Here is a 12,986-nt window from a genome sequence, read left to right on the forward strand (position 1 = left end):
CGCCCAGCAACCACCAGCGAAAGCTACTCGGCTGCTGAACGCTTCTGTGACTCCCGCAAAACAGTAAGCAATTCTTCCCGACGTTTCGCTGTTTTTGCGACATTGGCCTGCTTCACGGGGCCAAAGCCGCGGTTGTCGAGCGGCAGCTTCGCCAGCGCGATCGCCGCTTCCAGCGTGTCCGGACGGACGAGCTTGTGCACCTCCTCCATGTCGGCCTCGTATTGCTTTATCAAAGCGCGCTCCATCTTACGTTCCTCAGTGCGCCCGAACACATCCCACGCCGTGCCACGTACTCCCTTCAAGCGTGCTAGAAGCGGAAACAGCTTAGCGGTGAACCTTGGCATAGCCCGCTTCTTCGGTCGCCCGTCAGCGCCCGTGCCGCCAAGCATCGGTGGGGCAAGGTGATGGGTCAGCTTCAAGTCCCCGTCAAAGGTCGCTTGCGCCTTTTTCTTTGTACCAATCAACAACCGCGCGACTTCGTATTCATCCTTATAAGACAACACCTTGTAGTAGCCCAAGGCCACGGCATCGCGTAGATCACCCTCAAAACGTGCCACGAAATCAGTGTAGCGCTTTGCGTAATCGGCATTCTGATACGCGGTCAGATGCGTTGCACGGAATGCGATTTTTTCCTCAGCCGATTTGGGCAATTCAACCACATCTGACGATAGGACCTTGGCAGCGTCTGCAGGATGCAACACCGCCCAACGGCCATATTCAAACGCCTGCAAATTGCGTTTCACAGCGGTGCCGTTCAGCTCAATAGCCTTGCGAATTGATGCACCAGAAACAGGGATCGCCCCCATTTGCCACGCAGCCCCAAACACCATCATGTTGGAATAAATCGCTTCCCCCATCAGTGCCTTTGCCAGCTCAGATGCATCAAACATCGACAAACCATTCTGAAGGCGTGCCTCCAATGCCAACGTCAGACGATCTGCGGGAAGTTTGAAACTGATGTCACGGGTAAAGTCGCCCGTGATGATTTCATGGGCATTCACAACGCCGCGCGTTCGACCTGTCGACATTAGGCCAAGTGTCTTTGACCCCGCAGAAACGACCAAGTCACCACCGATAAGTGCATCGCACTCACCCGTTGAGACACGGATCGCGTTGATATCACATGCGTTCTCGGCAATCCGACAATGAATGTGCACAGCACCGCCCTTTTGGGCCAACCCAGCCATTTCCATCATACCTGCAGCTTTACCATCCACATGGGCCGCCATCGCAAGCACGGCACCAATGGTCACAACACCGGTTCCACCAACACCTGTGATGACCACGTTGTGTGTGCCATTAATCGTCGGCAACGCTGGGTCTGACATATTTGGCAGCGCGATCGAATTGGTCGCGGCAGTTTTCAACTGCGCGCCCTCAACCGTCACGAATGACGGGCAAAATCCATTTACGCAGGAAAAATCCTTATTGCAGCTCGACTGATCAATCGCACGTTTGCGACCGAGTTCGGTTTCAACTGGAACGATGGAAACACAGTTGGACTGCAAGCCACAATCCCCACAACCTTCGCAAACGTCTGTATTGATGAACACGCGTTTGTCTGGGTCAGGAAACAACCCGCGTTTACGGCGGCGGCGTTTCTCGGCGGCGCAAGTTTGCACATAAACAAGAACCGATACACCTTTGACTTCGCTCAATTCTATTTGAACACTTTCAAGCTGATCACGCGTCGAAATCTTGACTGCAGATGGAACATTTGAAAGGTCAGCGCCCTCCGCGGGATCATGCACCAGATGTACGGTCTTAACGCCCATCGCCAAAACTTCTTGGCAAATTTGATCGTGGGTCAGCCCACCATCATTGCCTTGCCCACCCGTCATCGCGACCGCGTCGTTATACAAGATTTTATAGGTCATCGTCGTGCCAGCCATCAACGCGAACCGGATCGCCTGAACACCGGAATGGTTATACGTCCCATCACCAAGGTTTTGGAACACATGTCCACGGTTTGAAAACGGAGCCTCGCCAACCCAATTCGCGCCCTCACCGCCCATTTGGGTAAACCCGACGGTATCACGGTCCATCCATTGCACCATGTAGTGACACCCGATCCCCGCATACGCACGCGACCCGTCAGGGACTTTGGTGGACGAATTATGTGGGCAGCCAGAACAGAAGTACGGCAACCGAGCAGCAATTTCTTCCGCGTTATCAGCACGTTTCGCTTCGGCAAGTTTCGCGAGCCCGCCTTCAATCTTTTCTGACCCACAGCCCTCCTCAATCAAGACTTCGCCAATCTTTTCAGCAATGAAAATCGGATCAAGCGCAAAGCGGGTTGGGAAAAACTCTTCGCGGCGACCTTCCTTACGGTGGTCCCCTTTATGCCAGCCATAAACGCGCCGACCGTCATGATCGTCAAAGATCGCCTCTTTGATCTGTACCTCAATCAGCTTGCGCTTTTCTTCGACCGAAATGATCAGATCCAGCCCTTCGGCCCACTCATGGAAGCTTTCCATATCAAGTGGCCAAACTTGCCCGACTTTGTAGGTGGTGATGCCAAGGCGTTCGGCCTCGGCTTCATCAATACCCAGCAAAGACATGGCGTGTTGCAGGTCCAACCAGTTTTTACCTGCCGCGACCAAGCCGATCTTAGCGCCCTTGTTAGGCCAGCCGACCTTATCGATCTTATTGGCCCGCGCGAAAGCTTCCGCAGCAAAGCGTTTGTGGTCAATAATGCGGGCTTCTTGTTCAACCGGCGTGTCGATCAGACGGATGTTCAACCCACCATCTGGCATCTCAAAATCAGGTGTTACGAAGTTTTGGACAAACGGGTCACCATCCACAACGCTGGTGACTTCAATTGTATCCTTCATGGTCTTCAACCCGACCCAAACACCGGCAAAACGGCTTAAAGCCCAGGCATATTGCCCCATATCAAGAATTTCTTGCACCCCAGCCGGGGACACGATGGGCATATAGGCATCTACCATCGCCCAATCTGATTGATGCAGCGTGGTTGAGCTTTCGCCCGTATGGTCATCACCCATGGCCATGATGACACCGCCCGCTGGCGACGTTCCAGCCATATTCGCATGGCGCATCACGTCGCCAGAACGGTCCACCCCTGGCCCCTTGCCGTACCACAAGCCAAAGACGCCGTCGTATGATCCCTCGCCGCGCAGTTCCGCCTGCTGGCTTCCCCACAAGGCCGTTGCCGCCAAATCCTCGTTGAGCCCGCGCTGAAACGTGACATCAGCCTCCGTAAGCTGCTTCTCTGCACGTTCCATTTGCATATCAACAGCGCCAAGGGGCGAACCGCGATAACCCGTCACGTATCCCGCCGTATTTAGCCCTGCGGCTTCATCGCGTGCCTTTTGAATTAGCATTAAGCGCACCAGCGCTTGGGTGCCGTTCAACAAGACCTGACGTTTGCTCAGGTCATAGCGGTCATTCAGCGTAACTTCTTGACGGGTCATTAAGCACCTCCCTGCTAATTTTTCGCCTATTTTTTGACCATAGGTCATAACTCCTGACCTACCAAACGCATTTGTGCCTGACATCACGAACTGAAACAGTCATAAAGCGCGGGTAACAAGTGGAATGGTGTGAGCGATAACAGATGCAGCAAGGATACCGAATGGACTGGGATAAGCTAAGAATATTTCACGCGGTCGCTGACGCGGGTTCCCTAACCCACGCCGGTGAGACGCTTCATTTGTCCCAATCTGCGGTGTCGCGCCAAATTCGCGCGCTTGAGGAATCACTTTCGACCATTCTATTTCACCGTCATGCCCGCGGCCTAATCCTAACAGAACAGGGTGAGCTGCTGTTTGATGCCACCAAATCCATGTCCCGCAGGTTAGATGCAGCCAGCGCACGTATCAAAGACAGCGCGGAAGAAGTGTTTGGTGAACTTAAAGTCACCACAACGACTGGCTTCGGCACACTTTGGCTCGCGCCGCGCCTACCCGCGCTTTATGAAAAGTACCCAGACCTCAACATCGACCTGATGTTGGAAGAACGCGTGCTCGACCTTCCAATGCGCGAGGCCGACGTTGCCATCCGCATGAAAGAGCCATCCCAAGCCGACCTGATCCGCAAGAAGCTTATGACGGTGCGCATGCGTCTGTACGCATCCCAAGCCTACCTCGACCGTGTCGGCACGCTCGAGCACATGGAAGATATCGGCAAGCACCGCCTCATTTGCCAAAGCCCCAGCGCGTTCCAAGTGGCCGCTGGCGCCACACTGGTTGAACAACTGCTTGCCCACGACAAACCAAACCTTTTGCACGTGAATAACTATTTTGGCGTGTTGCAGGCCGTTTTGTCTGACCTCGGTATCGGTGTTATGCCCGACTATGTCATCGAGGACTTCCCGAACCTCGTGCGGGTCTTGCCCGAGGTCGAAAGCGGCGAAGTACCTGTTTTCCTTGCCTATCCTGAGGAATTGCGCCAATCCAAACGCATCATGGCCTTCCGCGATTTCGTTCAGGATGAGATTATCGCCCACCGAAGACGCATCCGCGACGGTGAATCTGTTCTCGGTTAACCCTATTGAAATGCACATTCCCCCAGCGTTACCCATGCGCCACACGCATAGCGGGATTGCGCTAATAGCGGCCGTTTGATCTTGATCGACTCAACCCTGCCCATTAATTGTACATGCATAGAGAGGCGTTGCCTCTTTATACCTCCCTGTTGGACTTTGCCAGGCCTAGTGCCCGGCGTTTCTTTTTCTAGGCCTCCCCAAAAATTCAATCCGTCCTGATCGTGCCTGACGCATGCAATCTTGCGCGTTATACCTTTAATGAGCGTTAAGCGCCGTTGAACCCAGTCCCGCCTTGCCGTAAAGGACGCCCAAGCATTTTAGGGGACCAACATGCAAGAGCCAGCCATCACAACCGACCTGATTTCAGCCCACGGGTTGTCCCCATCCGAATACGACCGGATTTTGGAAATCATCGGACGTGAGCCGACTTTCACCGAGTTGGGGATCTTCTCTGCGATGTGGAACGAGCATTGCTCTTATAAGTCCTCCAAAAAATGGCTGCGCACCCTGCCCACTGAGGGCCCACAGGTCGTCTGCGGCCCAGGTGAAAACGCGGGTATCGTCGACATTGGTGACGGCCAATGTGTTGTTTTCAAAATGGAAAGCCACAACCACCCGTCCTACATCGAACCTTACCAAGGCGCAGCGACAGGCGTTGGTGGCATCTTGCGCGATGTCTTCACTATGGGTGCCCGCCCGATTGCGGCGATGAACTCACTCTCCTTCGGCGAACCAGCCCACCACAAAACCCGCCAGTTGGTTCACGGCGTTGTTGAAGGTGTTGGCGGTTACGGCAACTGTTTTGGTGTGCCGACCGTAGGTGGCGAAGTGCGATTCCACCCTGCTTATAACGGCAACTGCTTGGTTAACGCGTTTGCGGCTGGCCTCGCAGACACGGACAAGATTTTCTATTCTGCTGCGTCCGGCATTGGCATGCCCGTCGTTTACCTTGGTGCGAAAACGGGCCGTGATGGTGTTGGCGGCGCGACAATGGCCTCTGCTGAATTTGACGACACCATTGAAGACAAGCGCCCTACCGTTCAAGTTGGCGACCCCTTTACTGAAAAGCGCCTCATGGAAGCGACGTTGGAGTTGATGGCAACTGGCGCCGTTATTTCCATCCAAGACATGGGCGCGGCTGGTCTGACTTGTTCCGCCGTTGAAATGGGCGACAAAGGTGGCCTCGGCGTTAAGCTGAACCTTGAAGACGTGCCGCAGCGCGAAACCAACATGACCGCCTATGAGATGATGCTGTCGGAATCCCAAGAGCGCATGTTGATGGTTCTCAAGCCAGAACTCGAAGCCGAAGCCCGCGCCGTGTTCATCAAATGGGACCTCGACTTTGCAATCGTCGGTGAAACCATTGCCGAAGACCGCTTCTTGGTGCTTCACAACGGCGAAGTAAAAGCCGATCTGCCGCTGGCAACCCTGTCTGGCTCTGCCCCAGAATATGACCGTCCTTGGGTGGAAACACCTGCGGCTGAACCGCTGGCAGATGTGCCAAGCATCGACCCCATCGACGGCCTCAAGGCCCTCCTCGCCGCGCCAAACTACGCCGGCAAGCAATGGGTTTATGAGCAATACGACAGCCAAGTCATGGCCGACACAGTACGCGCGCCTGGCCTTGGCGCTGGTGTTGTTCGTGTTCACGGCACTGACAAAGCGTTGGCGTTCACCTCCGATGTGACGCCGCGCTACGTCAAAGCGAACCCAGAAATGGGCGGTGCTCAGGCCGTTGCCGAAGCGTATCGCAACCTCACATCCGTGGGGGCAACCCCATTGGCGACAACCGACAACATGAACTTCGGCAACCCGGAAAAGCCTGAAATCATGGGACAATTTGTTGGCGCGATCAAAGGTATCGGTGCGGCGTGTATCGCGCTCGACATGCCAATCGTGTCCGGCAACGTGTCTCTGTACAACGAAACAGACGGCACAGGCATTCTGCCAACGCCAACAATCGGCGCTGTCGGCCTGTTGAAAAACGCGGACGATCTGATTGCAGGCACGGCGCGCGAAGGCCACGTGCTGTTGATGGTTGGCGAAACTGGCACGCACCTTGGCCAATCCGCCCTCCTCGCAGAAGTCTTCAACCGTGAAGACGGTGACGCGCCAAACGTCGACCTTGCAGCGGAAAAGCTGAATGGTGATTTCATCCGCGCCAACGCGGAATGGATCGACGCCTGTACTGACCTCGCAGATGGTGGCCTTGCTTTGGCAGCCTTCGAGATGGCCGAAGCCGCCGAGACTGGTATCCAGCTTGATAGCGCAGACACTGCGGAACTGTTTGGCGAAGACCAAGCGCGTTACCTCATCGCCTGTTGCTTTGATAAAGCGGAGCACCTGATGATCGAGGCAGGCAAAGCAGGCGTTTCCATCCAAACAGTCGGTAAATTCGGTGGTGATGATGTGACGATGGGCGAGGCCAGCGCGCCGCTTGCAGACCTCGCGGCGACATTCCGTTCAACCTTCGCCGAAACATTCGCGTAATCTAGGTAAAGCGCCCCGTGAGAACGGGGCGGTTACAACAGACCCCGCCCTTGAACGCAGCGCGCCCGCGCCCTAGGTTCTAAGGAACCCAAAGGAATACCATATGCCCATCTCTGCCCCAGAAATCGAAACGCTCCTGCGCGATGCCTTCCCCGACGCACAAATCACAGTGCAAGGCGACGACGGCGCACATTTCGCAGCCGAAGTGATCGACGCCAGTTTCGCAGGCAAAAACCGCGTTCAACAACAACGCGCCGTTTACGCTGCGTTGAAAGGCAAAATGGACGGATCAAACGGAGACCTGCACGCACTTGCGCTGACTACCAAGGTCCCTGAGTAATGCTTGGCTGGCTGACATTCGGCGGTATGATCCTCGTGTTAGGGATATTAGCCGACGATTGGTACGCCAACCGCCACCGTAAACCGCTAAGCCATATGAAACCGGACCCGAAAACCCTTAGAGGTTTTACGGGGATGGAAGAACTCGACATCACTCGCGCCAATCAACAGATCGCCCGGAATAAGGACTAAAACATGACCGCTGAAACACAAATCAAAGACACCGTCACCGCCAACGATGTTGTGCTCTTTATGAAAGGCACGAAATCCATGCCACAGTGTGGGTTTTCATCCCGCGTGGCTGGCGTTTTGAACTTCATGGGCGTTGAGTTCGCCGATGTGAACGTGCTGGCTGACGAAGACATGCGCCAAGGCATCAAGGATTACTCCGACTGGCCAACAATTCCGCAGCTTTACGTCAAAGGCGAATTCGTTGGCGGTTGCGACATCATTACCGAGATGACCCTGTCTGGCGAGCTGGACACATTGTTCACTGAGAACGGCGTGACATACGACAAAGAAGCCGCAGACAAGATCCGCGAAGCCAACGGTTAAACGAAAAGCGGGCAAATCCTGTCATAGGATTTGCCCGTAAATATCTTTTAATGACGTTGGTTTAGCCCGCCGCGCGGCTTTCCACGTCATCCGCGATCGCTTCTGCGCGTTTCGCAATTTCCGACATTGTATCAGCGAAACCCTCGGGAATTACCGGAACCTCGACGCGTTCCACTTTTCCCTGTGAGCTTGCGGTTTCAAGCTGCGCTTGAACTTGCGCCAGCTTGCCTTCAGCAATCCGTACTTTGTCCTCAAGCCCCGCCGTGCGGTCTGCCAACAACAGGCCTGCCATCAGCAACATGCGACTTTCCGGCATGCGTCCAACTTGGGTCGACAGTGACGATGCCTCGACGTCCAGCATCGCGGCGGCCGTCATCAAGAACTGTTCTTCGCCCTCTTGGCACGCGACCTCAAAGCTGCGACCTCCGATTGTGATTTCAACCTGTGGCATCTGCGGCCTCCCGTTCAATGATCGGCGTCAGTTCTTCTAGTATCGCATCCATCTCGGCGGCGTCTGCGGCGCGGGTGGCGCGCAGCGCTTCGAGTTCGGCAAGCATGGCTTTGTTCACCAGATGCGGCTCGCTTACGCCTTCAGACAGAGCTTCGCGCAGCTGGCCGTTGATATCGCGCAGCTCAGCATTCACTTGGCGTAGGCGTTGCAACTCACGATCCATACGTGACGACCGCGCACGCCCTGCGTCAACGTTGCTTTCCAGTTCGGCGAGCTTGCCGTCCTGACGTTCCTTTAGAAGCTTCACGCGCTCTTCAAGCTGGGAATTCGCCGTTTTCTCTTCGTCGAGCTTATTGGTCAGCTCAGACACTTGCGCTTCAAGGGCGCTTGCATCCACATCGCTCGTTGGGTCTGACGCAGTTTGCGCACCAACACCGGCTTTGATCCGCTCCAATGCGGCCATGATCCGGGTTTCAAGTTCGGGAAGTTCGCTCATCTGCCTGTCCTTTCCAGCTTTCAGAGGATCAAACAGATCACCCTAATTGCCGCCACCATCGGGCTTTGCATTTCGAATCGCGCCCAGTTCATCAAAGCCTAAGCCATGCAGCCCTAGGCAGCAAACGCCGAAAATTACGCGATTTCAGAACGCTACGTTGCAGTTTTCATGCAGTTGCAGTGCCGCCTTGATCTTGGGGGCCGCCCTGTTATGACCTCCTTAACACCAAACATTGCAGCCCAAAGGACCGCGCTCATGGACATCCAAGCCCTACGTAAAGCCCACCCCGAGCACTGGATGCGCGCAACCGCGATCCGTACCCTCGCGCTTGACGGCGTCGCCGCCGCCAATTCCGGCCACTCTGGTATGCCGATGGGCATGGCAGATGTCGCGACTGTTCTTTACGAAAAGCATCTGCGTTTTGACCCGAAGGCCCCGAACTGGCCGGATCGCGACCGTTTCATCCTGTCCGCAGGTCACGGTTCTATGTTGATCTACGCGCTGCTGCACCTGACAGGCTATGAGCAAGCCACCCTTCAGCAACTCAAAGACTTCCGCCAATGGGGCGCACGCACTGCGGGCCACCCAGAATACGGCCACATGGAAGGCATTGAAACCACCACAGGCCCACTGGGTCAGGGTATCGCCAACTCCGTTGGCTTCGCAATTGCCGAAGAAATCCTGCGTGCGCGCTACGGTAAGGCCGTTGTAGACCACCACACATATGTCATCGCAGGCGACGGTTGCCTCATGGAAGGCGTGTCCCAAGAAGCGATCGGCCTTGCAGGTATGCAAAAGCTCGGCTCGTTGATCGTATTCTTTGACAATAACAACATCACAATCGACGGCACCGTTGATCTGGCTGACATCACCGACCAAAGCGCACGTTTTGAAGCGTCTGGTTGGCATGTCATTGAAATCGACGGCCACGATCCAGTCGCCATCGACAAAGCCATCGTTGAAGCCAAGGCTGACCCACGTCCGTCCATGATTTCCTGCAAAACCCACATTGCGCTGGGCCACGCAGCACAGGACACATCCAAAGGCCACGGCGCTTTGACGGATGCTGAGCAAATGAAAGCGGCCAAGGCTGGCTACGGCTGGGACTACGCCCCGTTTGAAATCCCTGCGGATGTAAAATCCCAGTGGGAAGCCATGGGCGAGCGCGGTGCAGCTGCACACGCTGAATGGCAGGCACGCTTTGATAAGCTCTCAAAGGCTAAGCAGGACGAATTCAACCGCGCCCTGAACCTTGATGCGCCGAAAAAGCTGTCCGCAGCGATCAAGTCGTTCAAAAAGCAGGCGTCTGAAGCAGGCGCAAAGGTTGCCACACGTTCAAGCTCTGAAAAGGTGCTTGAGATTGTGAACCCGATCATGATGGAAACGGTTGGCGGCTCTGCTGACCTGACAGGATCCAACAACACCAAAACGGCTGATCTGGGTGTGTTCAATCCAGACAACCGCGCTGGGCGTTTCATCCACTACGGAATCCGTGAGCACGGTATGGCCGCAGCGATGAACGGTATGGTCCTGCACGGCGGCATTCGCCCCTACTCCGGCACATTCATGTGCTTCACCGACTACGCACGCGGCGCGATGCGTCTTTCCGCATTGATGGAAGTTCCAACTGTTTACGTCATGACACACGATTCAATCGGTCTTGGCGAAGATGGCCCAACACACCAGCCTGTTGAGCACCTTGCAATGCTGCGCGCGACGCCAAACACCCACGTCTTCCGCCCTGCGGATACTGTCGAGGTTGCGGAAGCTTGGGAACTCGCACTGACGGCCAAGAAAACACCGTCCGTGTTGTGCCTGTCCCGTCAGGGCCTTCCGCTTGTCCGCACCGAACACAAGAACAAGAACATGACCGCACAGGGTGCTTACGTTTTGGCTGATGCCGAGAACGGCAAACGTCAGGCGATCTTGATGGCCACGGGTTCTGAAGTCAGCGTTGCAATGGCAGCCCGTGACATTCTTGAGGCCGAGGGCATCGGTACACGCGTTGTGTCCATGCCATGTTGGGAGCTGTTCGAAGCGCAAGACGCGGCAATCCGCAAGCGCGTGCTTCCGGGCGGTCCTGTGCGCGTGGCTATTGAAGCTGGCGTACGTCTTGGCTGGGACAAATGGTTGCTGGGTGAGCGCGGCCGCGAGGCAAAAGCTGGCTTTGTCGGCATGAACAGCTTTGGTGCGTCCGCCCCTGCCCCTGAACTATTTGAAAAGTTCGGCATCACAGCCGAAGCAACAGCACAAAAGGTTCGCGATCTGCTGGCATAACGCCAACACCGCAACAAGAAATTGGGCCACAGTTTCGTGTTTAACACGGGATTGTGGCCCTTTTCGTTTCTGCTAGCCTTTCACGCGAACCGACTGGAGCTGAAGAATGATGAAGCTGACCGCCTTAATGACCGCCGCAACCTTTGCTTTAACAGCATGTGGCGTGCCGCAAAGTCAGGTTTCGCCAAAAGGTGAAGTGTCTCAACCTCGGCTGTATAACACTGGCTTCACCGTCGCGCCGTCAAACGCACCAAGCGGCCCAGTCGTGGATAATTTCGCACGTGGCTTCCTAGACAGCATCCAAGCGCAATCAATTGCAGAGCGCCGCGAATACTGTGGCTACATCTTCATTGACGGTACTGGCCGGCTACAGGGCACGCCGCCCCGCCCGGGATCGTTTGCAGGTTGCGACATGCCAATTCCACGTGCAGGACAAGGCATCATCGCCAGCTACCACACACACGGTGCGTTTGGGCGCGCCTATGACAACGAAGTTCCATCGGTCATCGACCTCGCGTCTGACTTCCAGTTTGGCATTGATGGCTATGTCTCAACGCCTGGAGGCCGGGTATGGCTGGTAGACTTCCAAACCCAATCCACGCAACAGCTTTGCGGCTTGCGCTGCGTAACATCGGACCCCGGCTTCGTTCCACAAGGTGAAGCCGGAATTCGCCAGTCCTATTCAATTGAAACACTACAACGACGGTTTGCAGGTTTCTGATCTAGTGATGTGCTTTTGAGCCCGTGAAGGACCCAATAACCGGCCCAATCACGCGGGTTACGACTGGGATCAACAGCAGGCCAACAGCCAAACCAAGAACCCCATCACTAAACGCCGTCACAGCCCAGTTCCCAAAACCACTGTCCCCAGCAATGCTGTGCGACAGATCTTTGATAAAGCTATAAGGCTGCGCCCACCCAAGGAAATTCGGGTCATGCAACCCGTGCACGAGGATGGATCCACCAACCCAAAGCATCGCAGCCGTGCCCACAATAGACAGGACCGTCAACAGATGCGGCATCCCGCGCACAAGGCCTTTGCCAACGCCGCGGCCTACGCCTGATTTTGCGTTCAACGCCAACCAAGCCCCGACATCATCCATCTTCACGATCAGCGCGACCGTACCGTAGACAACAATGGTGATCGCCACCGCGATCGCAGCCAGTGTCATCCCTTGCAACCAAATGGATGCATCAGGAAATTCAGCAACGATACTGTTCAGTGAAATAGTCATGATCTCAGCGGACAGAATGAAGTCTGTCTTGATTGCCCCTTTAACACGGCTTTCTTCCAGATGCGCCGGATCACCTGCATCCATGTCTGCGTCAACGTAAGCATCATGATGGGGCCGTATGACATGATAAATCTTCTCAGCACCCTCAAAGCACAGATACAGACCACCCAACATCAACAACGGGATCAGCAGCCATGGCGCGAAGTAGTTCAGCAACATCGCCACCGGAAGCAGGATCACCAGCTTACTAAAGAACGATGCCCGTGCGATTTTCCAGATGATCGGCAGTTCGCGCTTGGGGTTCAGCCCTGTGACATACTTCGGCGTAACAGCCGCATCATCGATGATAACGCCCGCCGCCTTGGTGCCAGCTTTGGCGGCCATGCTTGCCACATCATCAATACTGGTCGCCGCAATCCGTGTCAGGGCTGCTACGTCATCCAACAGGGCAATCAATCCGCTCATCATCGTCTCCAAGTCTGTGTTGGTGCAGAACCTAGCGGTCAGCGACGTATCTGCAAGACCCTAGCTGATTCTTAGTACCCAAGTTTTCGCAACGGTAACACAAACGGTTAGCGCAAACGTTATGCAAAGGGCGGCAAACTGTTAGCGCAAACCTGCGGCAGCGAGGCA

General features: G+C 55.4%; 11 protein-coding genes. 7 read left to right on the plus strand and 4 right to left on the minus strand.

The features are described from left to right. Nucleotides 1-23: 23 nt before the first annotated feature. Nucleotides 24-3,437, minus strand: coding sequence for an indolepyruvate ferredoxin oxidoreductase family protein (locus OSB_RS08260; protein ID WP_049834541.1), 3,414 nt, complete (start codon nt 3,435-3,437; stop codon nt 24-26). A 161-nt stretch (nt 3,438-3,598) separates the two neighbouring features. Between OSB_RS08260 and OSB_RS08265 the strand changes: the two genes are divergently transcribed. From OSB_RS08265 to grxD, 5 genes are all read left to right on the plus strand, one after another. Next, nucleotides 3,599-4,510: a LysR family transcriptional regulator gene (locus OSB_RS08265; protein ID WP_049834542.1), complete on the plus strand. Its 912-nt coding sequence runs from the start codon at nt 3,599-3,601 to the stop codon at nt 4,508-4,510. Nucleotides 4,511-4,840: 330 nt separating this feature from the next. After that, the gene (gene purL, locus OSB_RS08270; protein WP_049834543.1) at nt 4,841-7,000 is read left to right on the plus strand and encodes a phosphoribosylformylglycinamidine synthase subunit PurL; all 2,160 of its coding nucleotides are present in this window, start codon (nt 4,841-4,843) and stop codon (nt 6,998-7,000) included. Nucleotides 7,001-7,103: 103 nt separating this feature from the next. Next, nucleotides 7,104-7,340, plus strand: a complete 237-nt coding sequence (locus tag OSB_RS08275) for a BolA family protein (RefSeq protein ID WP_049834544.1) — start codon at nt 7,104-7,106, stop codon at nt 7,338-7,340. After that, nucleotides 7,340-7,531 (plus strand): HAD family hydrolase, encoded by a 192-nt coding sequence (locus tag OSB_RS08280; RefSeq protein WP_049834545.1) that lies wholly within the window; start codon nt 7,340-7,342, stop codon nt 7,529-7,531. The genes OSB_RS08275 and OSB_RS08280 overlap by 1 nt, the downstream gene beginning before the upstream one ends. 3 nt (nt 7,532-7,534) lie before the next feature. Continuing rightward, nucleotides 7,535-7,894, plus strand: a complete 360-nt coding sequence (grxD, locus tag OSB_RS08285) for a Grx4 family monothiol glutaredoxin (RefSeq protein WP_049834546.1) — start codon at nt 7,535-7,537, stop codon at nt 7,892-7,894. A gap of 61 nt (nt 7,895-7,955) precedes the next feature. Here grxD and OSB_RS08290 read toward each other — a convergent pair whose 3' ends face one another. Next, the gene (locus OSB_RS08290) at nt 7,956-8,345 is read right to left on the minus strand and encodes a cell division protein ZapA (RefSeq protein ID WP_049834547.1); all 390 of its coding nucleotides are present in this window, start codon (nt 8,343-8,345) and stop codon (nt 7,956-7,958) included. Beyond that, the gene (locus OSB_RS08295; protein WP_049834548.1) at nt 8,332-8,841 is read right to left on the minus strand and encodes a hypothetical protein; all 510 of its coding nucleotides are present in this window, start codon (nt 8,839-8,841) and stop codon (nt 8,332-8,334) included. The genes OSB_RS08290 and OSB_RS08295 overlap by 14 nt, the downstream gene beginning before the upstream one ends. 255 nt (nt 8,842-9,096) lie before the next feature. Between OSB_RS08295 and tkt the strand changes: the two genes are divergently transcribed. Next, nucleotides 9,097-11,118, plus strand: coding sequence for a transketolase (tkt, locus tag OSB_RS08300; protein ID WP_049834549.1), 2,022 nt, complete (start codon nt 9,097-9,099; stop codon nt 11,116-11,118). Between the two features lie 106 nt (nt 11,119-11,224). Next, nucleotides 11,225-11,839, plus strand: coding sequence for a DUF4329 domain-containing protein (locus OSB_RS08305; protein ID WP_049834550.1), 615 nt, complete (start codon nt 11,225-11,227; stop codon nt 11,837-11,839). A gap of 1 nt (nt 11,840) precedes the next feature. On the opposite strand, the gene OSB_RS08310 is transcribed toward OSB_RS08305, so the two are convergent. Beyond that, on the minus strand, nt 11,841-12,818 hold the full coding sequence (locus tag OSB_RS08310; protein ID WP_049834551.1) for a DUF808 domain-containing protein: 978 nt from the start codon (nt 12,816-12,818) through the stop codon (nt 11,841-11,843). Nucleotides 12,819-12,986: the final 168 nt, after the last annotated feature.

The organism is Octadecabacter temperatus (assembly GCF_001187845.1).
In the GTDB taxonomy this organism is placed as follows: domain Bacteria; phylum Pseudomonadota; class Alphaproteobacteria; order Rhodobacterales; family Rhodobacteraceae; genus Octadecabacter; species Octadecabacter temperatus.